Source organism: Arthrobacter nitrophenolicus (assembly GCF_045833485.1).
Lineage (GTDB): Bacteria > Actinomycetota > Actinomycetes > Actinomycetales > Micrococcaceae > Arthrobacter > Arthrobacter nitrophenolicus.
Genome location: NZ_CP174504.1, coordinates 1,471,567 through 1,495,699, shown reverse-complemented (window position 1 = coordinate 1,495,699; position 24,133 = coordinate 1,471,567). Strand labels below are relative to the sequence as shown.

General features: G+C 66.7%; 25 protein-coding genes. 17 read left to right on the top strand and 8 right to left on the bottom strand.

What is annotated here, in order from left to right; all coding sequences use genetic code 11:
• Positions 1-37 precede the first annotated feature (37 nt).
• Genes ACJJV6_RS07010 through ACJJV6_RS07000 form a run of 3 tightly spaced genes read right to left on the bottom strand, consistent with a single transcriptional unit; the run spans position 38 to position 2,716 of the window.
• Positions 38-898, bottom strand: a complete 861-nt coding sequence (locus ACJJV6_RS07010; protein WP_407710229.1) for an SDR family oxidoreductase — start codon at positions 896-898, stop codon at positions 38-40.
• Positions 899-901: 3 nt separating this feature from the next.
• Positions 902-1,906 (bottom strand): aldo/keto reductase family protein, encoded by a 1,005-nt coding sequence (locus tag ACJJV6_RS07005; protein WP_009358832.1) that lies wholly within the window; start codon positions 1,904-1,906, stop codon positions 902-904.
• Between the two features lie 27 nt (positions 1,907-1,933).
• A complete protein-coding gene (locus ACJJV6_RS07000) occupies positions 1,934-2,716 on the bottom strand; it encodes a hypothetical protein (RefSeq protein ID WP_009358833.1) in 783 nt (260 codons plus the stop codon).
• Positions 2,717-2,879: 163 nt separating this feature from the next.
• Between ACJJV6_RS07000 and ACJJV6_RS06995 the strand changes: the two genes are divergently transcribed.
• Positions 2,880-3,278 (top strand): YchJ family protein, encoded by a 399-nt coding sequence (locus tag ACJJV6_RS06995; RefSeq protein WP_035753380.1) that lies wholly within the window; start codon positions 2,880-2,882, stop codon positions 3,276-3,278.
• Positions 3,279-3,320: 42 nt separating this feature from the next.
• Here the strand turns inward: ACJJV6_RS06995 and ACJJV6_RS06990 are convergent, their stop codons facing one another.
• The 3 genes from ACJJV6_RS06990 to ACJJV6_RS06980 form a co-directional block, all read right to left on the bottom strand.
• Positions 3,321-4,136, bottom strand: coding sequence for a TIGR04086 family membrane protein (locus ACJJV6_RS06990; RefSeq protein ID WP_009358835.1), 816 nt, complete (start codon positions 4,134-4,136; stop codon positions 3,321-3,323).
• A 64-nt stretch (positions 4,137-4,200) separates the two neighbouring features.
• Positions 4,201-6,201, bottom strand: a complete 2,001-nt coding sequence (locus ACJJV6_RS06985; RefSeq protein WP_407710228.1) for an acyl-CoA dehydrogenase family protein — start codon at positions 6,199-6,201, stop codon at positions 4,201-4,203.
• A 61-nt stretch (positions 6,202-6,262) separates the two neighbouring features.
• Complete coding sequence (locus tag ACJJV6_RS06980) at positions 6,263-6,565, bottom strand: hypothetical protein (RefSeq protein ID WP_009358837.1); 303 nt, start codon at positions 6,563-6,565, stop codon at positions 6,263-6,265.
• Between the two features lie 230 nt (positions 6,566-6,795).
• Between ACJJV6_RS06980 and ACJJV6_RS06975 the strand changes: the two genes are divergently transcribed.
• The 5 genes from ACJJV6_RS06975 to ACJJV6_RS06955 all read left to right on the top strand — a co-directional run bounded on the left by ACJJV6_RS06975 (position 6,796) and on the right by ACJJV6_RS06955 (position 14,206).
• Positions 6,796-8,253: a DUF3375 family protein gene (locus tag ACJJV6_RS06975; protein WP_407710227.1), complete on the top strand. Its 1,458-nt coding sequence runs from the start codon at positions 6,796-6,798 to the stop codon at positions 8,251-8,253.
• Positions 8,246-9,049, top strand: a complete 804-nt coding sequence (locus tag ACJJV6_RS06970; protein WP_009358839.1) for a DUF4194 domain-containing protein — start codon at positions 8,246-8,248, stop codon at positions 9,047-9,049. The genes ACJJV6_RS06975 and ACJJV6_RS06970 overlap by 8 nt, the downstream gene beginning before the upstream one ends.
• On the top strand, positions 9,046-12,510 hold the full coding sequence (locus tag ACJJV6_RS06965) for an ATP-binding protein (protein WP_009358840.1): 3,465 nt from the start codon (positions 9,046-9,048) through the stop codon (positions 12,508-12,510). Before ACJJV6_RS06970 ends, ACJJV6_RS06965 begins: the two co-directional genes overlap by 4 nt.
• A gap of 185 nt (positions 12,511-12,695) precedes the next feature.
• Positions 12,696-13,376: a hypothetical protein gene (locus tag ACJJV6_RS06960; RefSeq protein ID WP_354176224.1), complete on the top strand. Its 681-nt coding sequence runs from the start codon at positions 12,696-12,698 to the stop codon at positions 13,374-13,376.
• An 80-nt stretch (positions 13,377-13,456) separates the two neighbouring features.
• Complete coding sequence (locus tag ACJJV6_RS06955) at positions 13,457-14,206, top strand: hypothetical protein (RefSeq protein ID WP_035753383.1); 750 nt, start codon at positions 13,457-13,459, stop codon at positions 14,204-14,206.
• Here ACJJV6_RS06955 and ACJJV6_RS06950 read toward each other — a convergent pair.
• Positions 14,197-14,694 carry an FBP domain-containing protein gene (locus ACJJV6_RS06950; RefSeq protein ID WP_009358842.1) on the bottom strand — a complete coding sequence of 166 codons (498 nt, stop codon included), beginning with the start codon at positions 14,692-14,694 and terminating at the stop codon, positions 14,197-14,199. The two genes, ACJJV6_RS06955 and ACJJV6_RS06950, sit on opposite strands and share 10 nt — an antisense overlap.
• 352 nt (positions 14,695-15,046) lie before the next feature.
• On the opposite strand from ACJJV6_RS06950, the gene ACJJV6_RS06945 reads away from it, so the two are divergent.
• From ACJJV6_RS06945 to ACJJV6_RS06920, 6 genes are all read left to right on the top strand, one after another.
• Positions 15,047-16,138, top strand: coding sequence for an iron-siderophore ABC transporter substrate-binding protein (locus tag ACJJV6_RS06945; RefSeq protein WP_009358843.1), 1,092 nt, complete (start codon positions 15,047-15,049; stop codon positions 16,136-16,138).
• Positions 16,139-16,202: 64 nt separating this feature from the next.
• Entirely contained in the window at positions 16,203-17,240 is a 1,038-nt protein-coding gene (locus ACJJV6_RS06940; protein WP_235046970.1) for an iron ABC transporter permease, read from the top strand.
• Positions 17,241-17,254: 14 nt separating this feature from the next.
• Entirely contained in the window at positions 17,255-18,298 is a 1,044-nt protein-coding gene (locus tag ACJJV6_RS06935) for an iron chelate uptake ABC transporter family permease subunit (protein WP_035753391.1), read from the top strand.
• 1 nt (position 18,299) lies between these two features.
• On the top strand, positions 18,300-19,112 hold the full coding sequence (locus ACJJV6_RS06930) for an ABC transporter ATP-binding protein (protein ID WP_009358846.1): 813 nt from the start codon (positions 18,300-18,302) through the stop codon (positions 19,110-19,112).
• A gap of 44 nt (positions 19,113-19,156) precedes the next feature.
• Complete coding sequence (locus ACJJV6_RS06925; protein ID WP_407710477.1) at positions 19,157-20,194, top strand: siderophore-interacting protein; 1,038 nt, start codon at positions 19,157-19,159, stop codon at positions 20,192-20,194.
• A 285-nt stretch (positions 20,195-20,479) separates the two neighbouring features.
• Complete coding sequence (locus ACJJV6_RS06920; protein WP_009358848.1) at positions 20,480-21,343, top strand: SGNH/GDSL hydrolase family protein; 864 nt, start codon at positions 20,480-20,482, stop codon at positions 21,341-21,343.
• On the opposite strand, the gene ACJJV6_RS06915 is transcribed toward ACJJV6_RS06920, so the two are convergent.
• Positions 21,340-21,645: a YciI family protein gene (locus ACJJV6_RS06915; protein WP_009358849.1), complete on the bottom strand. Its 306-nt coding sequence runs from the start codon at positions 21,643-21,645 to the stop codon at positions 21,340-21,342. The two genes, ACJJV6_RS06920 and ACJJV6_RS06915, sit on opposite strands and share 4 nt — an antisense overlap.
• Positions 21,646-21,719: 74 nt before the next feature.
• On the opposite strand from ACJJV6_RS06915, the gene ACJJV6_RS06910 reads away from it, so the two are divergent.
• The 5 genes from ACJJV6_RS06910 (at position 21,720) to rpsN (ending at position 24,010) form a co-directional block, all read left to right on the top strand.
• A complete protein-coding gene (locus tag ACJJV6_RS06910; protein ID WP_009358850.1) occupies positions 21,720-22,199 on the top strand; it encodes a MarR family winged helix-turn-helix transcriptional regulator in 480 nt (159 codons plus the stop codon).
• A 64-nt stretch (positions 22,200-22,263) separates the two neighbouring features.
• Positions 22,264-23,025 (top strand): SGNH/GDSL hydrolase family protein, encoded by a 762-nt coding sequence (locus tag ACJJV6_RS06905; RefSeq protein WP_009358851.1) that lies wholly within the window; start codon positions 22,264-22,266, stop codon positions 23,023-23,025.
• Positions 23,026-23,298: 273 nt separating this feature from the next.
• Positions 23,299-23,535, top strand: a complete 237-nt coding sequence (gene rpmB / locus ACJJV6_RS06900) for a 50S ribosomal protein L28 (RefSeq protein ID WP_009358852.1) — start codon at positions 23,299-23,301, stop codon at positions 23,533-23,535.
• Positions 23,535-23,702 carry a 50S ribosomal protein L33 gene (gene rpmG, locus ACJJV6_RS06895; protein WP_003798558.1) on the top strand — a complete coding sequence of 56 codons (168 nt, stop codon included), beginning with the start codon at positions 23,535-23,537 and terminating at the stop codon, positions 23,700-23,702. Before rpmB ends, rpmG begins: the two co-directional genes overlap by 1 nt.
• 2 nt (positions 23,703-23,704) lie before the next feature.
• Positions 23,705-24,010, top strand: a complete 306-nt coding sequence (gene rpsN / locus ACJJV6_RS06890) for a 30S ribosomal protein S14 (protein ID WP_009358853.1) — start codon at positions 23,705-23,707, stop codon at positions 24,008-24,010.
• The last annotated feature ends 123 nt before the right edge of the window (positions 24,011-24,133 follow it).

Below are 24,133 nucleotides of genomic sequence, written 5' to 3'. Positions count from 1 at the left end.
CGCCGGCACGTCAACGCCTCTTCCCGGGAGCCCGGAACTACAGGACCGGACGGGTGAGGAACTCCGCCAGGCTGATCGGGTCCTGCCCCGTCAGCCCATGCACATCCGGGGAGACTCCGGCCATCTCCCCGCGGGCGATGGAGGTGTAGGTGCTCACCCAGGCGTCCAGCTGCCACTGCGGCGCGTTATAGGAGGCGCGGGATGCATAGGCCTCGTCCACCGTCTCCGGCTGGTACGTGACGGTCCGGCCGGTACCCTGCGTCAGGACCTCGGCAGCCCGTGCCAGGGACAGTTCCTCCGGGCCCGTCAGGTTGTAGGTCTTGCCCTTGTGGATTGCCGGATCCCGGAGCACCGCAACGGCGCAGCGGGCGATGTCCTCGCGGGCCACGCCGGCAAAGGTGCCGCTGCCGGCGGGCCCCTGGATGACCCCGCGCGTGCCGGCGAGCAGCGGCAGGACATCCAGGTAGAGGTTGTCCCGCAGGAAGGTGTAAGCCATCCCGGACGCCTTGATGCGCTCCTCGGTGGCGTAGTGGTCCCGCGCCAGCGTAAAGGCCGCGTCCGGGGCCGCCCCGAAGAGGGACGTGTACACCACGTGCTCCACTCCGGCTGCGGCAGCGGCGTCCACAAAGGCATAGTGCTCCTGCACCCGTTCCGCGTTCTCCGCGGCGGACACCATGAACAGGGTCTTGACCCCTTCGAGGGCGGACCGCGCCGCCCCGGAGTCCGCGTAGGAGCAGGCCAGGGGAAAGGTATCCCCCAGCGCGGGTGCCCGCTTGGTGTCGCGCACCAGCAGGCGCTGGGCGAATCCGGCGTCGGCCAGCTGCCGCGCCACCATCCCGCCCAGCCCCCCGGTGGAACCCGTGACCGCCAGGTCCGGCAGCGCGGCAGCGGAAGCCACCGGTTACGCTTCCCGCTTGGGCGGGGACTGGGTCTTTGCCGGGTCGCGTTCAGCCAGCGAACCGATGGCGTCGTCAATCCTCTTCAGGACCTCCGGCTCCAGCGTCACCCCGGCCGCCGCCACGCTGTCCGCGATCTGCTCCGGACGGCTGGCGCCCACGATGGCCGATGCCACGTTGGGGTTCTGCAGCACCCAGGCGACGGCCAGCTGCGGCATGGAGAGGCCGGCTTCCTCCGCGATCGGCTTGAGGTCCTGCACGCCGGACAGGACGTCGTCGCGCATCCAGCGCTCGATCATTTTGGCCCCGCCCTTGTCATCCGTCGCGCGGCTGCCCTCAGGGGCGGGCTGGCCGGGAAGGTACTTGCCGCTGAGGACGCCCTGGGCCATGGGAGACCAAACGATCTGGGACACGCCCAGTTCCTCCGATGCCGGCACTACCTCGGCCTCGATGACCCGCCACAGCATGGAGTACTGCGGCTGGTTGGAAATGAGCTGGAAGCCGAGCTCTTTGGAGAGGGCGTGGCCTTCGCGCAGCTGATCTGCCGTCCACTCGCTGACCCCGATGTACAGGGCCTTGCCCTGGCGGACGATGTCCGCGAACGCCTGCATGGTTTCTTCCAGCGGCGTTTCGAAGTCGTAGCGGTGGGCCTGGTAGAGGTCCACGTAGTCTGTCTGCAGCCTGCGCAGCGAGCCGTTGATGGATTCCATGATGTGCTTGCGGGACAGGCCAAGATCGTTCTTGCCCTTGGGGCCGGTGGGTCCGTAGACCTTGGTGAAGATCTCCAGCGATTCACGGCGCTCGCCCTTCAGCGCCTCGCCCAGGACAGTCTCCGCCGCGGTATTGGCATAGACATCGGCCGTGTCGAAGGTGCTGATTCCGGCGTCCAGGGCCGCCCGCACGCACTGGGTGGCGACGTCGTTCTCCACCTGGGAGCCGTGGGTGAGCCAGTTGCCGAACGTGATTTCCGAGACTTTGAAACCGCTGTTTCCGAGGTATCTGAATTCCATGCGTTTCACGCTAGCCCAGATGGTTGCTCAGGGTAAGGGCTTCTTCCCATCTCCCTGTTCGCCGGCGGGCGATGTTTCCTTCAGCATGTGCGGCGGGCCGGCCAGGGACACAAGCGACCCGGTGTCCAGCGGCGCAAGGGTTGGCGGGTGCGGAGGTTTCTTGAAGGACCTCGGAACCTCGTGCAGGGGCTGGTGGTTGTGCAGGGCGGACTCCACCAGCGGGGCCACCTCGGCCACTTTCTCGGCCGGCACCCGGGGATCCGGCAGGTCCCGCACGGAGAGTTTGATCTCGGGCGCGGCTGCCCGTGCCCGCGCAATGGCGCGGGCGTCGGCCTCGGCAACGGCGGAGGCCCAGTCCTCGGCCAGGACGGGCGGTTCGCGCCGCGCGGCGGTCAGCGCAGGGTGATGGTCGACGGCGGTGCGCAGCGCCGTTCTAAGGTGTGCGGGCTTCAACGCGGCGCGCCAATCGCGCGGCCGACTCCCGCCGGTCTGCCCGGCAGCGGGTTTCCCGAAGGCGCGGGCAAGCAGCCCCGGGCGTGCCGGGCCGGATGCCGGTGCCGCGGCAGCACCGCCGTCGACGGTGTCCTTCCGGTCCTCCACCCGGGTGCCGTAGAGCTGGACAAGCGGTATGGATTCCTTCCGCGGACGCCAGCCGAACAGGCCCATCAGGATAATGGCGGCCAGCCGTCCCACGCCTGCGAGCACCAGGGTGATGACGCCCAGGAGGAAGAGGATGAAGAACATCAGGAAGGCAACGCCCACGGTGCCCAGGAAGGTCAGGTTGAGGACGAGCGTATCCGGATTTTCCACGTCACCTCTCCTTTCTGCAGGCAGCGGAACACACGCCTCTGCCACTGTGCCCGGGCCATGGCACCTTCTCCACCATACGGATTTTTGCTGTCCCGTGCCGCCGGTGGAGGCGGCGGTCCGGCTGTTGTAGCAAAGCTGTTATCGGATATGACAGCATCCCGGTATGACAAAAAGTGCGGGGCAGGAAAACTGCGTGTGCCTGTCCGGGGAGCCGTACGCGCAGTGCTGCGGGCGCTTCCACTCCGGCGCGGCGGAGGCCGCCACCGCGGAGCAGCTCATGCGGTCCCGCTACAGCGCGTTTGTGCGCCTGGACGCGGACTACCTGCTGCGCACCTGGCATCCGGACACGGCCCCTGCCACCCTGGAACTGGATCGCGGGATGGGCTGGCGCCGCCTGGACATCCTGTCCACCAGCGGAGGCGGTCCGTTCGACAGCGCGGGGACGGTTGAGTTCAAGGCCCACTACCGGCACGACGGCGTGCGCGGAGTCCTGCACGAGGTCAGCAGGTTCGTCCGGGAGGACGGCCGGTGGTACTACGTGGACGGGGACGTCCGCGCCTGACGGATGCGGGTGTGCTGGTGAAGCCACGGCTGTCCCACCGGCTTACTCGTCGTCGTAGTCGCTGTCCGGAGTGAACCCGGCCCGGTCCACTTTGCGGTGGAACCTCATGCCGGCGAGTCCGCCCAGGACCGCACCCACCAGGGCGACGGCCGCAACCACGACGGCGGCGATGATGCTGGTGGTTGTCAGCTGGCCCTCGTTGACGGGGATGCGCGGGAAGCTGTTGAGGTTGGCCAGGACATTGAACTGCTGCCCGGCCACCATCCCCAGGACAGCGATGATGATCGCCGCGATCAGTGCCCAGATCCAGACCATGAGTCCCTGCTTGGCGCCGTTGAAGCGGGCCATGCGCCCGGCCACGTAGCCGCCGCAGTAGTAGGACAGGAAGAGGATCACCAGCAGGACGATAATGCCCACCAGTCCAACCGTGCCCTGGTTTTGCGCCGCCTGGTTCACTGCCTCGTTGACATCAGTGTTGCTGGCAAGGCCCACTGCCGTTCCCGCGGCTGCCACCAGGGCGGTCAGCAGGACAGCCATGCCGGTGGCGGTGAGCCAGCCGAAGAACGCCGAGCCCACCTTGATCCCGCCGAACTGTTCCTTTTCCCGCGCCACTGCGGTCTGCCGGTCGGTGAGGTTCGGGTCCACGGCCGGGGCTGCGGCGGGAGTGTAGTCCCGTTCGGCATAGGCTGCCGGCCGCTCCGAATATGCGGAGGCCGGCGTGGTGTCCGTTGCCGGTACCTGGTCGAAGGAGCGGGTGCTCTGGCTGTCCGCGTCTGCGGTGCGGTAGCTCCCGCTCGGGGTGTCGTCCTCCCGGGCGCGCCGCGGAGGCAGGTTCTCTGGGTCAGTTGAGCTGCTCATGGCTCAACTCAACCACCCAGCCGAGCCAGTAGCAAGCGTGCTTACTATTTTGTGACCTGCGGTTTTACCGGTACCGGCGGTGCAGATTGTCCTTCTTGGAGGGGCCTGGAGAGGCGTCGGCGATCCACGGACCGGTCCCTTCGGACTGGTCCAGGACGCCTTCCTCCAGCCATGTGTAGTCACCGGCGAGGACCTTGCGCGTGAGTCCCCGGTCGGCGTCGTCCGTGTTACGCCACAGCTGGTCGAAGTATTCCTCCACGCGCACCCGCGCCTGCTCGCAGTACGCTTCGGCGAGCTCATAGGCGCTCGCGGCCCGTTCCGGGGCAGTGTGCAGGAGCATCTCGGCGCGGACGCAGCAGGCAGTAATGGCGAACAGCTCGGCACCGATATCCACCACGCGGCCGAGGAAGGCCTGTTTCCGCTCCATTTTGGCCTGCCAGCGGCCCATGCCGTAAAAGGTCTGCCGGGCCAGGCGGCGGGACGAGCGCTCCACGAAGCGCAACTGTTTGGCCAGCCTTCCGAACTCCCCGTAGGACCGCGGGTCCATGCCGGCCCCGGCCACGAGCTTGGGCAGCCACTTGGCGTAGAAGCCTGACGCGCCGACGGCGGCCTTCGCTTTGTCCGACAGGCTCGCGTCCAGGGACGCGAGGTCACCCGCTGCGGCCAGGTGCGCATCCACCGCTTCCCGTGCGATCAGCAGGCGCATGATCTCGGAAGATCCTTCGAAGATCCTGTTGATGCGCAGGTCCCGCAGCTGCTGCTCCGCCGGCACTGCCCGTTCACCGCGTGCCGCCAGTGATTCCGCCGTCTCGAAGCCGCGCCCGCCGCGGACCTGGACCAGTTCGTCGGCGATCCGGCAACTGATCTCGGTTGCCCACAGCTTGGCCAGCGCGGCTTCGATCCGCACGTCCTTCTGGCCGGCGTCGGCGAGCTCGGCGGAGAGTTCAAAGACGGCATCCAAAGCGAACGCGGAGGCGGCGATGAAGGCGATCTTCTTGCCCACGGCCTCATGTTCACCCACCGGCCGGCCCCACTGGGTGCGGGCGTTGGACCATTCGCGGGCGATCTTCAGGCTCCAGCGCCCCGACGCCACACAGAGCGCGGGGATGGAGAGCCGCCCTGTATTAAGGGTGGTCAGCGCGATCTTCAGGCCCTGGCCTTCGCGTCCCAGCCGGTTGGCCGCGGGTACGCGGACCTGGTGGAACCGGGTGACCCCGTTTTCGATCCCGCGCAGGCCCATGAAGGCGTTCCGGTTTTCCACCGTGATGCCGGGCGAGTCCATGTCCACCACGAAGGCGCTGATCCCGCCCTTGTGCCTGGTTCCGTCGGCGGCCGTGTAGGCCGGAACTACCGCCATCACCACCACCAGCTCGGCGATCACCCCGTTGGTAGTCCAAAGCTTCACGCCGTCCAGGAGGTACGCCTCGCCGTCGTCCGTTGGCGTCGCGGTGCTGCCCATCCGGGCGGGGTCGCTGCCCACATCCGGTTCGGTGAGGAGGAACGCGGTGATGGCTCCGGCCGCGCAGCGCGGCAGGTACTCCCGTTTCTGCTCCGGGCTGCCGAACACCTTGACCGGTTCGGGAACGCCGATCGACTGGTGCGCCGAGAGCAGGGCGCCGAGGCTGGGATGCACGCTGCCCAGCAGGGCGAGTGCGCGTCCGTAGTAGACCAGGGACAATCCCAGCCCGCCGTACTCCTCCGGGATCTTCATGCCGAAGACGCCGAGATCGGCCAGGCCCCGGATGTATTCGTCCGGGATCTTCGCCTCGCGCTCAATAATGCGGCCGTCCATGGTCCGCGCATATTCAGTGAGGCGGGCCATGAACGCTTCGCCCCGCTCCACATCCCGGGGGTCCGGGGTGGGCCACGGATGGACCAGGCTGAGGTCGAAGCTGCCCAAATACAGGCCCTTGGCGAAGCTGGGGCGGTCCCAGTCTGTCTGCCGGGCGGCCTCTGCGACGGCCCGGGCGTCCGCTGACGTGGCGCCGGCTCCGATATGGCCGGCCGGTACGGGAGTTTCCTCGGCAGGGGCGTCTGCGGACGGGGACTCAGTGGCGGAGGTCATGGGTTATCTCCTTGGCCGGAATGGCCGGTGAAGCCATGGATCCGCCGGGTTGGAGAACCCTTTAGCTGTCTCTCAATATTACCCGCGGGTAGGTTCCGGTGCTAGGGGTGGACTGGGCCTGGAGTTCGCCGGCAACGTCCACTGTGGAGGCGTGGTGCACCAGCCGGTCCCAGCCCGCGTTGATGCCATGGACCACCGCCAGGAGCGAGTTCACAACCACCACCCATGCCAGCTTGCCCACGCCCAGCAGCACCAGCGCTGCCAGCCCTGCGGCAAGGACGAAGGCTGCCAGGATGAGCGCAAAGACCAGCGTTCCGATAAAGACAAGAGTGCCGGTTTCCAGTGTGCTTAGGTCGAACTGCATGAATCCCCCTGCTGCGGCGTTGCGGTGGCGAAGATCAGTAGCAGAAGCGTAGGGGTACTTCTTCGCGGGGGGCCAGAGCCCCGGCGTCCGGAAACAGCTGTTGATATGGGATCGAAATCCTACGGCGCAGTAGGTCACGGAGCGGTCGCGGCTGCTGGGTTAACCTTGTAGCTGGCAGTTTTCCGTTCCAAGCCGCCGCCCCCGCCCCGTAAACAGCCCAAGGAGAGTGTGTGCCCCGCTCCGCCAGGTCATCAGCTGACGCCATCAGCGCCCGGCTCCGGGACCTCGAACTCCTCACCAAAGGGCCCGCCTGGGCCCTGACGCGCTCGGCGCCCTGGGTGATCGCGGTGCTGCAGGCATCCTTCACCCGCACCCGTCCGCAGGCTCCGCTTGAGGAGTTCCACGCCGACGTCGACTCCTTCCTTGAAGAGCTGCGCCGGCAGGATCCCGGGCTGGGCGGCGGAGCCAACGGCAAATCCTTCGGCGATGAGTGGACGCGCCGCCAGTTCCTGACCCGACGGAACCAGTCAGGCCAGATCGTGTACGAGGTGACCGAGCCTGCCGCCCGCGTCCTCGCCTTCCTGGACAGCCTGTCCAGCGAACGCTCAACCCTCAACGGCTCCCGCCTGGGCACCCTCCTGGGGGACGTGGAAAAGCTCGCCAACGAGACAAACCCGGACCAGAGCGAGCGCCTCGAATCCCTGGAAGAGGAGATCGAGGAACGCCAGCAGCTGATCCAGGACATCAGCAGCGGCGAGTTCGACGGGCTGCTGGACGATGACGAAGCGGTGGAGGCCGCCGGCAACATCCTTGACCTCGCCGCGAGCCTGCCGGCGGACTACAAGAAGATGCGTGACCGGATCGAGGAGCTGGTGGGTGAGCTGCGCAACCAGATCATCGAGGAATCCCTGACCAAGGGCGCCACCATGGCCCAGGTGCTGGAGGCGGACAAGCGGCTCCGCCAGAGCCCGGAGGGCAGGACCTTCCGCTCGTTCACGGCCTTCCTTGAGGATCCCCAGCAGCAACTGCGGTTCCGCTCCGCCATCGGCGAGGTGCTGAGCCGGCAGTTCGCGGACGAGCTTTCCGCCGAGGACCGCGAAACCCTGAAGAACCTGGTGGCTGAACTGCGCCAGCAGCACAGCCAGATCCAGCGCATCTACGGCAAGCTCAGCGAAAGCCTCAACACTTACATCCAGAGCGACGACTTCCGCCAATCCCTCCGCCTCCGCCAGGTCCTGCGCGAGGCCGAGCAGGCCATCCGCGCCCTGCCTTATGAGCGCGACCGCCCGGGGCTGGTGCCGGGACCCGTGCTCTACAACGCGGGCTTCGAGTCCCTCTCCATGGTGAAACTCTTCGACCCCGACGAGTTCGCCGCCCCGCCAAAACTCGCGGACCCCATCGCCTTCAGCGACTCGGACAGGGTGCGCTCCGTGCGGACGGGCAAGGCCAAACCCCAGGCCATCCGCTTGGCAATGGCAGGTGCCGAAACCCTCGCGGAGGCGTGGCAGAACCTGCCGCCCGAGGAGCAGCACATCAACAGCATCCGTGCCCTCCTGTCGGAAGCCCTGCACGCCGGGGCCGACTTCAACCGCGGGGCCTGGGATGGCCTGGATTTCGAACAGATAGACGGCACCACGCGCAGGGCCTACCTGCCCATGGTCACGCTCGCAAAGGATTCAAATGACTGAAGAAATCACGACGCCGGTGGTTGAGCCCGTCGAAACCAGGGAAGCCCCGATTTCGACTGGCTCAATCACCGGAGCAGTCACTCCGCGCGACACGTTCGTTGACGGTGCTGCCCTGTTCCCCGGGGACACCGGCGTGCTGTCCATGAAGGTGCGGCAGGCGCTGGTGAAGCTCCTGAAGGGCCCGTACATCGACGGCGGCCGGGACGAGAAGCTGTGGACGGTGCTGCTGGACAACCAGGTGATCCTGCGGAGCAGGCTTTCCGAGCTGTTCCTGGCCATGCAGCTGGACCATGAGCGCAAGATCGCGGTCCTGCGCCCGGTGGATCCGGAGGTGATCGGCGGCGGCGCCCGCTCCAGCATCCTGCGGCAACAACGCGCACTCAGCCGGGTGGAGACCATCGTGCTGCTCCGGCTGCGCCTGCTGCTGGACCGACACGTCACGGCCCAGACGGATCCCACCATCACCCGCGAGGAGATCGCCGACCTGGTGGCCCACTACCAGCCCGCCGGCCAGCAGGACGCCCTGCGCGACTCTGACGTCGTCACCCGCGCCGTCACCAAGCTCCTGGCCCGCCAGCTCCTGCTTCCCACGGGCCTGGATGATGTCTACACCATCTCCAACGCCCTGCCCCTGGCCCTCCCGTTCGAAAACATCGGCGACATCCCGGCCCACATCGAAGCCCTGGTGGCAGCATCAGCAGACCAGTCAGGAACAGAACCCCTCCTCGACCTCGACGCCGATCCGGTGGTTGAGCCCGTCGAAACCGAGGAAGACGAAGCGGAGTCAGCACAGTGAGTATCGCCAGCATGCTTCCGATGGGCGAGGTGACCAACCCGGGCCAGATGCGGCTTGCGCTGGTGCAGGTGGTCAACTGGGGAACCTTCCACGGGGCGCACACCATGCACGTGGACCGGGACGGCACGCTGCTCACCGGCAACTCCGGCGTGGGCAAGTCGACGCTGTTCGATGCCATGCTCCGGGTGTTCGATGCCCGGCCGCGGTCCAACGAAGCGGCGGCGCAGCGTTCGGGCGGGGCCGTGGAGGACAAGCGGACCACCTTCACCTACATGCGCGGCAAGGTGGGTGACAAGGCCGTGGGCGAGGGATCGGCGAGTGCGTTCCAGCGCCCGGGTGCCACCTGGTCCGCCGTCGCGCTGACGTTCGACAACGCGGCCGGCACCAGGGTGACGGTCTCGGCGCTGTTCGACCTGCCGAAGAACGGCACGGAATCCAGCGTGGGCCGGTTCTACCTGATCGACAGCACGCCCCTGGACCTGGAGGCCGTGGAGGGCATCGCCGACAAGCGGTTCACCAAGGCTGTGCTTGAGTCGACGTTCCCGCACGCCCAGGTTTTCGACGTGCACAAGGCTTTCGCCGAGCGCTTCCGCCGCCTGCTGGGCATCAACTCGGACCAGGCGCTTCCGCTCCTGCGCGTCATCCAGGCGGGCAAGGGACTGGGCGGCAGCGTCAACACGTTCTTCCGCGACCAGGTGCTGGATGCGCCCGCCACCCTTGCCGCCGCGGACGACGTGGTGGAGGAGTTCAGCAACCTGATGTCCATCCGGCAGCGGCTGGAGGACGTACGGCAGCAGCGCGACCAGCTGGCTCCCGTTCCAGGGCTGAACCGTGAGTATGCGCAGTCGCTCCTGGACGCGAACCGGCTGCGGGAGCTTGCCGGCGAGGAGTTCGAGGCGTACCGGCAGCGGCTGGCCGTCACGGTCCACGAGAAGACGCTGGTCCGGTTCAAGGAGCTGGCCCAGGCGAAGGCCAAGGAGCTTGGGGCCGAGCGCGCCGTCCGGGACGGCCTGGCCAAGGAACTGCGCCAGCTGGAGACCGACTACAACAGCCAGGGCGGCAACGCGATTTCCGCCATCGAGCAGTCGCTGGAAAACGCCCGGGTGGGGTTGAAGCTCCGCCAGCAGGTGGAGGAATCGGCCCAGCAGGCGCTCGCCGACGCCGGGTTGCGGCTTGAGTGGACGGCCGGGGGCTGGGAGCAGGCGCATGAGCAGGCGGCGGCACGGTCTGCCGAGCTGAAGGACGATTCGCAGGCCCTGCAGGAGCTGCGGTTCGAGGCCTTCGACGCCCACGCGACGAAGAAACGCGAACTGGCAGCGGCTGAGCAGGAACTCGTCTCACTGAAGACGCGCAAGTCCCTGCTGCCGCCGTCGAGCATTGAAAACCGTTCCGCGATTGCTGCCGCCACCGGCATCCCGGAAGAGCGGATGCCGTTCGCCGGTGAGCTGATGGACCTGGCTGAGGGGGAGGAGCGCTGGCGGCCGGCGGCCGAACGCGCGCTCCGCAGCCTGGCCACCACGCTGCTGGTTCCGGGCGAGCACTTCGCCGCCGTCACGCGGTACCTGAATGACAACAAGGTGCGCGGCGCCTTGCGGGCAGTGGATGTCTCCAAGCCGCTGGCCGGCGGCGCGCTGGCCGTGGAGGACGTGCGCGACGGCGACCTGCTCACCAAGCTGGACATCCTCGCCACGGGTGCGGCTGCTGAACCAGGGGCATGGATCCGGGAACGGATCGCCCTCGACTTCGCCTACCCCTGCGTGGAGGACCCCGACGAACTGGCCGGGCTGGACAAGGGCCTGAGCCTGGGCGGCGTAGTCAAGCGAAACCGCCACACCGTGGAAAAGGACGACCGCTTCACCAGCCGGCAGGATTACGTCCTGGGCTTCGACAACGCCGCCAAGCTGGAACTCGTGGCCGGCCAGGTGGAGGATCTCCGGCAGGAAGTGGCCAAGGCCGCCGAACTCGCACAAAGCCGCGAGGATTCGCACCAGGGCATGAGCCGGCAGCTTGACGCCCTGCGCCGCATCGCGGAGGACGACCGCCCGTGGGAACAGGTGTCTGCCGCGGTGGCAGCGGATGAGCTGGCGCGCATTGAGCAGCGGCTCAAGGACGCCCTTGCCGCCCAGGCCGACCTTGAACCCCTGCGCGCCACCATCGAGGAGGTACGCCAGAAGCACCAGTCCAGCACGGAGGCCGCCGCGGTCCTGCAGAGTGAGTACAAGGCACTGGACCGGCAGCTGACCGCCGCCGATTCCATGCTGGAAGGCGCGCGTGAACGCCTGGCCCAGTCGCCGCCGTCGGACGCCACGGTTGCCGCGCTGGAACCGTACTTCGCCGACTTTGGCGACGTGACCGAAATGCACGAACTGGACAACCTGGCCAACCGGGTGCGGACTGCGCTGCTGGGCGAGCTGCATGCGGCCGAGTCCCGCGGGCAGGCCACCGCCGAGCGGCTGACCCGTATCTTCGAGGGCTTCGTACGGGACTGGGGGAGTGCCATCTCCGCCGACCACGGCACTTCCATCGGTGCTGCCAGTGAATTCGAAAGCCGGTACCACGCGATTGTGAGCGACGGGCTGCCGGCGCAGGAAGCCGAGTTCCGGCAGTTCTTCAACCAGCGCACGCACGAGTCCTTCAGCACCCTGCTGCACCTCCTGGACGAGGAGCGCCGCTCCATCACCAGCCGGATCCTGCCCCTCAACGGCATCCTGTCGCAGGTGAACTTCCACGAGGGCAGCTACCTGGAACTGGACATCAAGCAGACCCTGCCGCCCACGGCCAAGCAGTTCAAGGACGCCATCCAGAACGCGCTCAAGGCCCGCCACGCCCGGCCTTCCCGTCCCGATGCCGCGGGCGGGGACAAGAACGACGACGACGAGCTCACCGCGCGCTACAAGTCGCTGGAGACGCTGGTGAAGCGGTTGGGTTCGCAGGCGCCGGAGGACCGGCGCTGGCGGGCCGAGGTGCTGGACGTCCGTGGACACCTGTTCATCCAGTGCAAGGAGCACCGTGAGGTGGCCGGAACCCCGTCAAACGGGAAAAACAGCGGCAAGAAGACCGACGTCTTCATGCATGCGGACACGGGCTCCATGTCCGGCGGTGAGCGGCAGCGCTTCACCGCCTTCATCATGGCCGCTGCCCTGAGCTACCAGCTGGGCATCGCCGAACAGGGGTTCACCACGTACGGCACTGTGATGATGGATGAGGCCTTCGTCCTGGCCTCGGAGGAATTCGCCGGTGCCGGCATCAAGGCGCTGCACGAGTTCGGATTCCAGCTGCTGCTGGCTGCCCCGGAAAACGTGATTGACCTGTCCCGGCACCTGGGCTCGGTGACCGAGATCCTCCGGGACCGGCGCACCAACCGGTCCGGCGTCCTGACAGCCCCGGTGATCAAGCCCCGGCCTGGTGAGGAGGGGGCCTGGCGGTCCGAAGCCAACCCGGTGGATATCGTCCTCCGCTGATCCGAAACCATATATAACAAATTGATGGATTTATTGCTCCGGCTCTGGTGGGCTGCGATTTTGATGTGCCACTCTTGGCTCTACCAACCCACCTCGCCTTAGTAAATCCCATAGGTACTGCGGACAATCTGGGGTTCCGCACTGTTCCCCAAGAGGACGATGGCGTCATCTTGAAAGGCATTCCGATGCACCCACAACAACGAGCATCCTTCCTCCTGGCCGCGGTCGCTGCGGCGGCGCTGTCCCTCGCGGGCTGTGCTGCCGGCACCCCTGCGGGGAGCGCGTCCCCGGCGCCCTCCGCCTCAACGGCCGCGCCCAGCCCGGAGCCGTCCATTGTTCCCGCCGCCACCTCCTCTCCCGTGCCCCAGGGGCCGGAGGCCTTCACGTTCGCAGACGGCCGCCTGTCATTTGCGTACCCGGCGGGCTGGAGCGTGAAGCACGAGCAGGTGTCAGCGTCCCCCGCCGTGGAGACGGCGACCGTCCTGGATGCCAGCGGCAAGGAGCAGATCGCCGTGTACTACAGCCAGGTCGGCGACGCCACGGCCGGAAACGTCAGCAGGAACATCATTGAGACGGATCCGGTGCCAGGGCTGATCGGCGCCTCCGTTCCCACACCCAGTTCTTCGTTCTTCATTGATCGCGCCGATGGCGTGGTTACTTACCGGATGGGACTCACGCCAGGATCGCCCGTCTCGCCCGACGGGCAGGTGCAATACGGCCTCGTCAGAATCGGCGACCGCATTCTGACCGCAGATGTGCTGTTCGATGAACCACGGTTCGAGGGTCCTGAGGCGGCGCAAACCTGGTACTGGAGTGCCGAGGGCCGGGCCCTGAAGTCCGTGCTCATGAGCTTCTCCTACCACTGACCGGCAGTCAGGGAAGCCCGTCCTGGCATTCCGCCAGGGCGGGCTTCCGCACCACATCCCTTTTACTGGAAGGCACTTACATGCGCTCGGCACGACGTGTGATCTTTTTCCTCGCGGCTACTGCCTCCGCCGCACTGTCGCTGACCGGCTGCATGGCCAATGCCGAGCCCGGAAGCGGCGGCACAGCCACGGGCCCGGCGTCGCAATCGGCCCCCGCCCCGCAACCGGCCCTGCCCGGCGTCACCACGTCCCCTGCCACCACACCGGTAGAGGAAGCTGCGCCGGCCGCCCCGCCTCCGTCGTCGGCTTCCGCTCCAGCCCCCGCCGCTTCCGTGACCTATACCTTTCCCGATGGCCGCCTGGCCTTTGCGCATCCGGCCGGCTGGCGGGTGGCGCACAGCCAGGGTGTGGAATCACCCTCCGTTGAACATGCCACCGTGTATGACGCCGCCGGAAACGAACAGATCAGGATCTTCTACAGCGAGGTGGGCGGTGCCGTTGCCGGCCCCCTCACCAGGACCGTGTTCTTTTCAGAGCCGGTCCCGGGGTTGCAGGGGCAGTCAGGCCCGGCGGACACCCATGCCTCTTTCTATGTGGACAACATCTACGGCGAACTCCATTACAAGTTGTCCCTCACTGCAGGAGCGGCCCTCTCGCCTGACGGCAGGGAAGTTGCTGACGCTTCCATCATCGGCGGAAACCGCATCCTGATGGCCGGCGTCGTATTCACCGGAGGCCCCTTTGCCGGCGACGAGGCGGCGAAGGCGTGGTTCGCCGGCGCAGAAGGACAGGCCCTCAAAGAAGTGCTGATGAGCTTTTCCTACCGCTGATCCTGCACCCGACCCAGGAACTGGGCGGTGCGGTCCTTCAGGCCTTCAATCTGGCGAAGGACGACGGCGGCAGGGTCCGGATTGATCTCGTTGGCCGGCGGTTCCTTGCGCACGTTTCCGCAGCACAGGAAGTCGGCGCAGATGAGGGTGCCTACGGTGTTGCCGTCGCGTCCGGACTGGCCGGCCCGCCTGGCCACCCACAGGAGCACGTCCTCCTTGGAAAAGACGTCCCGGCAGAGCTCGCAGAGGACTGAACGGTTCTTCCGGGCGCCGCCTTCGGGGGCACGCAGCATGATGCCGGTCAGGCCCTTGGGGCCGGGGACTACCAGGTACCCGCGGAGGGGCATCTTCCCGTCCCGCCAGCCCAGGAACTCGAGGTTGTCCCAGTCGAGGGAGTCGAAATCCTTGGGCAGGTTGAGTTTGGCCGCCTCGGAGCGGCTTGCATTGATGAAGGATGCCCGGATCTGTTGGGGCGTGACTGATTGCATGGCTGTACTTTCGTAAGAGATTGGACCCGATGGTGGGTCAGGAAAAAAGGGGTCAGTCATTCCCCGCGGAGCAGGCCAAAGCGGCCGCCCCGCTTCCCATGGCAGCGGCGGCGCCCAAGGCCCTGCGCGTGCACATTTCTCCGTGTATCCCGTCTCTTCTGCCGGCTGGCTGGCCACTTGCGGAACCAGCAGTGTCATCCTGCCAAAAGAGGCATGCCCTGTCCAAGGCAGCGGCACGCGCCTGTCCTTGTGTCCTTCGTCACGATGGGGAATAAGACACGTAAACGTTGCGTAATGCAGTGGAGGGTAGGCTAGCCTTACTTAAGTTCGCATCGTTCACTTAAGGAGTTCCGTGACTTCCCCCCTCTTCACAGGCCTTAGTGCCACACGCCGCACGCTGTTCAAATCAGCCGGCAAGGCGACGGCTGTTCTGGCCGCAGCGGCACTCACCCTCTCGGCCTGCTCCACCGGCCCCGCGTCCTCCACCACGGACGCCGGCGCCTCCAGCTCCAGCAGCTCGCAGTTCCCGGTCACCATCGAACACGCATTCGGCAAAACCACCATTGAGAAGCAGCCCACCCGCGTAGCCACCGTCTCCTGGGTCAATGACGACGTCGCCATTGCCCTGGGTGTTGTTCCCGTTGGTGTCCCCAAGAATGAGTGGGGCGGCAACGAGCAGGGCTCCACCCCCTGGAAGGACGCAGCCCTCGAGGAGCTCGGCGCCGGCTTCGGCTCAGACAAGGCCCCGGTCCAGTACTCCGAGGCGGACGGCATCAACTTCACCGAGATCGCCAAGCTCACCCCGGACGTCATCCTGGCCGCCTACTCGGGCCTGACCGAAGAGGACTACAAGAAGCTCAGCGAGATCGCACCGGTCGTTGCCCACCCGGAACTGGCCTACGGCACCTCCTGGCAGGACTCCACCTCCATCATCGGCAAGGCCCTCGGCAAGGACGCCGAAGCCACCAAGCTAATCTCCGACACTGAGGCCACCATCAAGGAGAAGGTCGCCGAGTACCCGCAGATCGAAGGCAAGAGCTTTATCTACGGCAACCTGGAGCCGGCCAAGGGTGACGGTGTCAACGTCTACACGGCCAACGACAACCGCCCCCGTTTCCTCTCCGACATCGGCATGACGCTTGCCCCCGTGGTGGAGGAAAACTCCAAGGACTCCAAGGAGTTCTTCATCCCGTGGTCTGCCGAGAAGGCAAATGAGCTCGAATCCGACGTTTTCGTGACCTGGGTTCCGGATTCCTCCACCGCGGACGCCATCAAGGCCGACCCGCTGCTGAGCCAGATCCCCGCCATCAAGAACGGTGCCCTGGTTGCAGATTCGGACAACACGCTGACGCTGTCCATCTCCGCCGCCTCCCCGCTGAGCCTGCCGTGGTCGCTGGACACGTTCCTGCCGCAGCTGGCCAGCGCAGCGGACGCAGTGAAGTAAGCACCGTTCCGTGACGCACAGTACGACGACGGCGGCCTCCCGGGGAGGGGACACCGGCACCGCGGTGCAGGTGAAAGGACCGAAGGGTCCCTCCCGCGGCCCCGCCTCTGGAGGAAAGCGGGCCGCCTGGCTGCTGGCCGCCGTCGTCGTGCTGGCGATCCTGGCCGGGGCGTCCCTGGCCATTGGCGCCCGGGGCATTCCCCTCGGCACCGTATGGGAGGCGCTGACCTCCTTTGATCCCGCGAACGGGGACCACGCAGTAGTCCACGCCCGGATCCCCCGGACCGTGCTCGGCCTCCTGGCCGGCGGCGCGCTGGGCCTCGCGGGCGCGGCCATGCAGGGCGTCGCCCGCAACCCGCTCGCCGATCCCGGCATTATGGGCGTTAACGCCGGAGCCGCACTGGCAGTGGTGACCGGCATCTACGTCTTCGGGGTCGCCACCTTCTCCGGCTACATCTGGTTCGCCTTCATCGGCGCCGCGGTTGCCGCCGTCGTGGTGTACCTCATCGCATCGCTCGGCCGGGACGGTGCCACGCCCGTAAAGCTGGCACTCGCCGGTGCCGCGCTCAGCGCAGGCCTCTACTCATTGATGAACGTCATCCTGGTCTCCAGCCAGGACACCCTGGACCGTTTCCGCTTCTGGCAGGTGGGCGGCGTGGCCGGCCGTGACTGGTCCGTAGTCATTCCCGGGATACCTTTCCTGGCCGTGGGCGCCGTCATTGTGCTCCTGACCGGACGCATCCTCAACAGCCTTGCCCTCGGCGATGATATTGCCCGGGGACTCGGCCAGCGCGTGGGCCTGACCCGCGCGGTCACTGCACTGGGCATCGTCCTGCTCTGCGGGACGGCCACCGCCCTTGCCGGGCCGATCGCCTTCGTTGGCCTGGTGGTTCCGCACGCCGTCCGGTTCCTCACCGGACCCGACTACCGGTGGATCCTGCCGTTCTCCCTGGTGGCTGCTCCCGTGCTGTTGCTTGCCGCCGACATCATCGGCCGGGTTGTGCTGCTCCCCGGCGAAGTTCCCGCAGGCATCATGACCGCCCTTGTGGGTGCTCCCGTGTTCGTCTGGCTGATCCGCCGCGGGAAAGGGGCCGGACTGTGACCCTCGCCCCCGTGATGGAGCAACGCCGCGGCCGCCTGTCCCTGAACCGGACCGCCGTGCTGGCTGCCGGCGTCGTGATCCTGTTTGCGGTGTACGTCCTGCTCGGCAGCTACACCGTCACCATCCCGGACTTCTTCAGGATCCTGGCCGCGCACCTGACGGGCGGCGAGAAGATTCCCGGTGCCAGCTTCATCGTTATGGAAAACAAGCTTCCGCGGGCGGTCATCGGCACCATGATCGGGCTCGCGTTCGGCCTCGCCGGTGCGCTGTTCCAGACAATGCTCCGTAATCCGCTGGCCAGCCCCGACGTCATTGGGATCAGCTACGGTGCCAGCGCCGCCGCCGTCATCGCCATCGTGATCTTCGGCGCGTCCGGCGCGGTCGTCTCCGGGGCGGCCCTGGCCGGTGCCCTGGCCGTGGCCGGGCTCATCTACGCAATCTCCGCCGGGGGAGCCCTGCGCGGAACCAGCCGCGGCAGCGCTGCCGGCAACCGGCTGGTCCTGGCCGGCGTGGGCATCGCGGCCGCACTCCACGCGGTGGTCAACTTCCTGATGACCCGCGCCGATATCCGCACCGCCGCCGACGCCCTGGTCTGGCTCAACGGCTCCCTGAACTCCGCCAACTGGGACCGCGCCGGCGTATTGTTCTTCGCGCTGGTGGTCCTCATCCCCGCCGTGGCCGTCATCGCCGGGCCGCTGCGCATCCTTGAACTCGGGGACGACGCCGCCGCCGGCCTGGGCGTCCGCGTCAACGCGTCGCGCCTCGCCCTCGTGATCATCGCCGTCACCCTCGCGGCCGTCGCGACGGCGGCAGCGGGCCCGGTAGCGTTCGTCGCCTTCCTTGCCGGGCCCATCGCCCGCCGCTTCACCGGCAAGGCCAGCCTCCCGGCGTCGGCCCTGGTGGGCGCGCTCATCGTCCTCGCGGCCGACTACTTCGCCGCCAACCTTGCCCCGCTGCTGCTGGACGGCACCGTCCTGCCGGTCGGCGTCATCACCGGCGCGCTCGGCGCCCCCTTCCTGCTGTGGCTCCTGGTCACGGCCAACCGAAAGGACGCCTGACGTGGCTGTTCTCAATGCCAAGGACCTGACGCTGAAATACGACCAGCGCTGCGTGGTGGACGGCCTGAGTGTCGAAATCCCCGAGGGCAAGGTGACCATGATCGTCGGCGCCAATGCCTGCGGGAAGTCCACGCTGCTCCGCGGCCTGTCCCGGCTCCTGAAACCCGCATCCGGTGCCGTCACGCTGGACGGGAAGGACATCCACTCCCGGCCCGCCCGTGAGCTGGCCCGTATCCTGGGCCTCCTGCCGCAGCACCCCACTGCTCCGGACGGCATCACCGTCCGCGACCTGGTGGGCCGCGGCCGCTACCCGCACCAGGGCTTCTTCCGCAGCTGGAGGGAGGGGGACGACGCCGCCGTCCAGCGCGCGCTGGAAGCAACCGAGACGCTGGCCCTCGCCGAGCGGGACGTGGATGAACTCTCCGGCGGGCAGCGGCAGCGGGTGTGGATCGCCATGGCCCTCGCCCAGGAAACCGACGTCCTGCTGCTGGATGAACCCACCACCTACCTGGACCTCGCCCACCAAGTGGAGGTCCTGGACCTGGTGACGGACCTGAACCGCAAGCGCGGCACCACTGTGGCAATCGTCCTGCACGACCTCAACCTCGCTGCCCGCTACGCGGACAACGTCATCGCCATGAAAGCAGGCGCCGTGGTGGCCGTGGGCAACCCGCGTGAGGTGGTCACCGAAAGCCTGGTCCGCAGCGTCTTTAACCTCGACTCCCGCGTCATCCCGGACCCCGTGTCCGGAACACCCCTGATCATTCCCATCGGCCGCCACCACGTCCCCACCGAACTGGAGCTTGTTTCATGAAGACCCGAGATGCTGCGTCCGCCAAGCCGATGAACACCAAGCCGATGAACACCAAACCGATGAACACGGAGCCGATGACCCTGGCGTTCGAGGTCACCGTCTCATCCGTCCAGGAACTCAGCCCCAACTTCCGCAGGATCACGTTCGGCGGCTACTCGCTGCGGGACTTCGGCGTCCACGGGGGCACCCTGGACCTGCGGATCAAGCTCATGATCCCGTCCCTCGCCGCAGACGGCACGCAGATTCCGCTGCCGGTCTTCGAAATGGCCGAGGCAGGGTGGTACCGCGAATGGCTGGAGATGGACCCCGCCGTCCGCGGTTCGATGCGCACCTATACGGTCCGGCAGGCCCGGCTGGACGCCGTGTACCCGGAGATCGACGTCGACTTCGTGATGCATTTCGATGACCACGGCCACGGCGGTCCGGCTGCCAACTGGGCCCTCAACGCCAAGCCGGGCGACGCCATCACCATCATCGGCCCGAACAACCGCGCCGCGCACTGCGTCACCGCCGAGATCTACTCCGGCATCGAATGGCGGCCCGGCCTGGCCCAGCGGATCCTGCTTGCCGGCGACGAAACGGCTGTCCCGGCCATCTCCGCCATCCTGCAAAGCCTGCCGGAGTACATGACCGGCCACGCCTTCCTCGAGGTCCCCGAGGCGGGCGACTTCCTGGAACTCACCTCACCGGCCGACGTCGAAATCACCTGGCTGGCCAGGGGCGCGCAGATCGGCCGGTCCCGGCCGCACGGAGAACTGCTGCAGGAAGCAGTCCGCAAAGCCGTTCCCGTACCCGGCTGGGTGGGGATCAAAGAAGTGGACGGCGGCGCCGGACCCGAGCCCGAGGACGTCAACGTGGACGTGGACATCCTCTGGGAAACCCCGTCCCGCATGGAAACGTCCGAGATCATCGCCACCAAGAACCCGGACATGCCGGCCGGTGCCATGCCCTTCTACGCGTGGATCGCCGGCGAAGCAGCCGTCATCAAGGACATGCGCCGGTACCTCGTCCGCGACGTGGGCATCGACCGGAAGCAGGTTGCGTTCATGGGGTACTGGAGGCAGGGCAAAGCCGAGGGCTAAGCCCTTCCGCCTGGTTGGGTCACCGTGACTGCCGGCTTGCCGTCGCTTAGACACCTCCCGCCGCTTCCTTCGGCCGCGGGCGGCCTCATTCAGCTCTGGTCGGCGATGCGCTCCTACGCAAGCCGCCAGTCACGGCTTATCCGCACGTCACCAAACGCCCGCTCACATCTGGCTGCTAAAACCTGGACTCGCGCTCACGTTTGGCGGCGTAAACCCGGACGCTCTCGCACTTACTGTTCATCCCGGCGTCGTACTTCCTTTTCTTTTGGTGGCTAGGTTGGCGCTGTGGTGCGTGAACCTTTGCTTCCTGACTTCGGGCGGCGGGTGTTCGTTGCCCTGGGGGACTCATTCACCGAGGGAGTGGGGGACCGGGACGAGCGGCTGCCCAACGGGGTCCGGGGCTGGGCCGACCGCGTGGCGGAGAAACTCGCCAAGGCACAGCCGGGGTGGAAGTACGCAAACCTGGCCATCCGCAGCAAGCGGCTCCGGCAGATCATCGATGAGCAGCTGGAGCCTGCGTTGCAGATGCGGCCGACGCTGGTCACCCTCTACGCCGGCGGCAACGACATCCTTGACCTCAAGACAGATATGGCTGTGCTGATGGCTGACTATGAGGAGTTCGTCCGCCAGTTGGCGGGAACCGGAGCCACCGTTGTGCTGTTCACCGGCTTCGACGTCAAGGTGTCCGCGCTGCTCGAACCGCTGAGGAAGCGCAATTCCTTCTACAACCAACGCGTCCGTGACATAGCCGCCAAGTACGGGGCGGTCCTGGTGGATTACTGGTGCCTGGATGCCTTCCACGACCGGCGGATGTGGGACTCGGACCGGCTCCACATGTCAAAGGCCGGACACAAGTACCTGGCCGGGCAGGTGCTGGACCAGCTGGGCGTGCCGCACAAGATCAAACCCATGGACTGGGAGCCGCCAACGCCTGTCACGCTGCGGGAATGGGAACGGCGGCAGCGCCGCTGGGTGAACGACTGGGTCCTGCCGCTTTTCGGACGCAAGTTGCGCGGCGTCACGTTGGGGGACCAACTGAGCCCGCGCTGGCCCCAACCGGTCAAAGTCCCCAGGAAAGGCGGGCTGAAGAAGCTGGCGGCGGAGTCGTTCGACGGCGGCACCGCGCGGCAGCCGACCCAGCCGTCTTAGCTGGTGGCTGGGGGAGGAGTGTCCAGCAGGTTCTCGAAGCCCGGCGCCACCCGGCCGGCGTGGAACTCCACCACTTCGAAATCGGCCACGCCATTGGTGTAGAACGGGTCCTGCGCCAGGCTGGCGTCCAGCGTGGCGCGGTCCGCCCGGGACAGCAGCAGCCCGCCGGTCCGGGGAACCTTGCGGCCTGCGGCGATGAAGACGCCGTCGTCGAATGCTTTCTGCAGCCAGCTGATGTGCGCGTCATTGTGGAAATCGACGATGTCCTGCGGAACCCGGTAGGTCAGGGAGACAACATACATGCGCCATAGCCTACCGGCGCCCGGACAGCCGGGCCCGGGGGCTTCGCTTGAAAGATCAATCGTAGAATATGGGAATGACCGAACCGCGGTGGCTCAACCCCGATGAACGACGTGCCTGGCTGGCCCTGGTGAGCATCAACACCCTGCTGCCCGCAGCCCTGGACACAAAACTGCACGCTGCCGGCAAACTCTCGCTGTTCGACTACACCGTTCTGGCAATGCTGTCCGAGGCGGACGAGCGGTTCCTGCCCATGAGCGAACTCGCTGCCCGGAGCAGCGCGTCCCTGTCCCGGCTGTCCCACGTGGTGACCAAGCTGCAGAAGCGCGGATGGGTGGAGCGCCGGCCGCATCCCCACGACGCCCGGGTCACCATCGCCCACCTCACCGATGAAGGGATGGCCACCATCGTCGGCCTGGCGCCGGACCACGTGGAATCGGTACGCGACCTCTTCCTTGACGCCCTGACCGAGCAGGACGTCCTGGACCTCGCCCGGATCGGCGAAAAAGTTGTGGGCCGCCTGGACGCGGACCACTGGATCCTCCGCGAAAACTAGTCACCCGACCGCGGGGCTCCCGCCCGGTTGGTTGCTCCCGGCAACGGATGGCAAACTAGCCGCTATGGATTTCACCTCCCGGTTCGTGGCCCTCGGCGACTCCTTCACCGAAGGGGTGGGCGACGACGATCCCACCCGTCCCAACGGCGTCCGGGGCTGGGCTGACCGGGTGGCAGAGCAGCTTGGTGCTGCGGACCCGGGATTCGGCTACGCCAACCTCGCCATCCGCGGCAGGAAGCTCCGGCAGATCCTTGCCGAACAGGTGGACGCCGCCGTCGAGCTCAAACCCACCCTGGCGAGCATCTACGCGGGCGCAAACGACATCCTGCGCCCCCGCATCGACATCGACGACCTGCTGGCAGAGTACGACGACGGCATCCGTAAGCTGGCTGCCACCGGCGCCACAGTGCTGATGTTCACCGGATTCGACGCCCGCGGCTCCAAGGTCTTCGGCACGATGCGCGGCCGCACAGCCATCTACAACGAGCTGGTCCGCGGCATCGCAGGTGATCATGGGGCCCTTCTGGTCGACTACTGGCGCTTCAGCGAGTACTACGACTGGGGCATGTGGGCGAAGGACCGCATGCACATGTCCGCTGCGGGGCACGCCAATATGGCCAAGCGGGTGATGGAGGTGCTCAAGTATGACCACTCCATCGACATCCCGCCCATGACCCCGGTACCGGAACTTCGCGGTGCCGAGGCCCTGCGCGCCAACGCCCAGTGGTTCCGCGAATACGCCGGGCCGTGGGTGGTCCGCCGCGTCACAGGCAAATCGTCGGGAGACAACCTCTCGCCCAAGTACCCCCAGCTGACCCGGCTTTAGGCGCACGGGCAGGTGCCGCCGTCGGGCCCGCTTATACACCCATTTCCCCCGGATTGGTCTTTAATTGCGCGAACTCGTAGACTTGGTAGGCGCTAAGTGCGCGGAGCGTGCGCAATTGCTCCGGTTGCCCGGTATTTTCTCCAGGGTGGCCGGTAGTTAGGGGCTCAAGTTGCGTGACTAACCGTTCGCCCTTCTTTATTTTTGGGTCGCCCTTAGCAGCATGGTCCAGCAGCAGATATGCGGATCATTACATTCAATTCTTGAGGAGAAGTCATGGCAGCACACTGCCAAGTGACCGGGGCCGAGCCGGGCTTTGGGCACAGCATTTCGCACTCGCACCGCCGCAACAAGCGCCGGTTCGATCCGAACATCCAGAAGAAGCGCTACTGGGTTCCGTCCCTGCGCCGTAACGTCACACTGCAGGTCTCTGCTCGTGGCATCAAGACCATCGACGTACGCGGCATCGACGCAGTCGTCGCCGAAATCCTGGCTCGTGGGGTGAAGCTCTAATGGCAAAGGACAAGGACGTACGTCCGATCATCAAGCTCAAGTCGACTGCGGGCACGGGTTACACCTACGTAACCCGCAAGAACCGTCGTAACGACCCGGACCGCCTGGTCCTGAAGAAGTACGACCCCAAGATCCGCCAGCACGTCGAATTCCGAGAGGAGCGCTAAACATGGCTAAGAAGTCCAAGATTGCTCGCAACGAGCAGCGCAAGGTCATCGTTGAGCGTTACGCTGCCAAGCGCCTCGAACTGAAGAAGACCCTGGTTGACGAAAACGCAACCGACGAAGCACGCGAAGCAGCCCGCCTGGGCCTGCAGAAGCTGCCCCGCAACGCGTCCCCGATCCGTCTGCGTAACCGCGACATCATCGATGGCCGCCCCCGTGGCACCTTCCAGAAGTTCGGCATCTCCCGTGTCCGCTTCCGCGACATGGCCCACAAGGGCGAACTCCCGGGCATCACCAAGTCTTCCTGGTAATCCCGCAAAGCTGATACCAGCTGCTTGGGAAAGGGCCGGCGACCATTACGGTTGCCGGCCCTTTCTTGCTTTAACCCACAGCCGGAACTGCCGGAGTTCGGCCTGTGTTGCAGCCCACAGGAA

Bases quoted from the DNA above. Each gene is read 5' to 3' on its own strand.
- rpmB (WP_009358852.1), top strand. From the start codon at position 23,299: ATGGCAGCACACTGCCAAGTGACCGGGGCCGAGCCGGGCTTTGGGCAC.
- ACJJV6_RS06980 (WP_009358837.1), bottom strand. From the start codon at position 6,565: ATGCAGTTCGACCTAAGCACACTGGAAACCGGCACTCTTGTCTTTATC.
- ACJJV6_RS06925 (WP_407710477.1), top strand. From the start codon at position 19,157: ATGAACACCAAACCGATGAACACGGAGCCGATGACCCTGGCGTTCGAG.
- ACJJV6_RS06905 (WP_009358851.1), top strand. From the start codon at position 22,264: ATGGATTTCACCTCCCGGTTCGTGGCCCTCGGCGACTCCTTCACCGAA.
- ACJJV6_RS06935 (WP_035753391.1), top strand. From the start codon at position 17,255: ATGGAGCAACGCCGCGGCCGCCTGTCCCTGAACCGGACCGCCGTGCTG.
- ACJJV6_RS06985 (WP_407710228.1), bottom strand. From the start codon at position 6,201: ATGACCTCCGCCACTGAGTCCCCGTCCGCAGACGCCCCTGCCGAGGAA.
- ACJJV6_RS06970 (WP_009358839.1), top strand. From the start codon at position 8,246: ATGACTGAAGAAATCACGACGCCGGTGGTTGAGCCCGTCGAAACCAGG.
- ACJJV6_RS06995 (WP_035753380.1), top strand. From the start codon at position 2,880: ATGACAAAAAGTGCGGGGCAGGAAAACTGCGTGTGCCTGTCCGGGGAG.
- ACJJV6_RS06960 (WP_354176224.1), top strand. From the start codon at position 12,696: ATGCACCCACAACAACGAGCATCCTTCCTCCTGGCCGCGGTCGCTGCG.
- rpsN (WP_009358853.1), top strand. From the start codon at position 23,705: ATGGCTAAGAAGTCCAAGATTGCTCGCAACGAGCAGCGCAAGGTCATC.
- ACJJV6_RS07005 (WP_009358832.1), bottom strand. From the start codon at position 1,906: ATGGAATTCAGATACCTCGGAAACAGCGGTTTCAAAGTCTCGGAAATC.
- ACJJV6_RS06990 (WP_009358835.1), bottom strand. From the start codon at position 4,136: ATGAGCAGCTCAACTGACCCAGAGAACCTGCCTCCGCGGCGCGCCCGG.
- ACJJV6_RS06910 (WP_009358850.1), top strand. From the start codon at position 21,720: ATGACCGAACCGCGGTGGCTCAACCCCGATGAACGACGTGCCTGGCTG.
- ACJJV6_RS06955 (WP_035753383.1), top strand. From the start codon at position 13,457: ATGCGCTCGGCACGACGTGTGATCTTTTTCCTCGCGGCTACTGCCTCC.
- rpmG (WP_003798558.1), top strand. From the start codon at position 23,535: ATGGCAAAGGACAAGGACGTACGTCCGATCATCAAGCTCAAGTCGACT.
- ACJJV6_RS06915 (WP_009358849.1), bottom strand. From the start codon at position 21,645: ATGTATGTTGTCTCCCTGACCTACCGGGTTCCGCAGGACATCGTCGAT.
- ACJJV6_RS06950 (WP_009358842.1), bottom strand. From the start codon at position 14,694: ATGCAATCAGTCACGCCCCAACAGATCCGGGCATCCTTCATCAATGCA.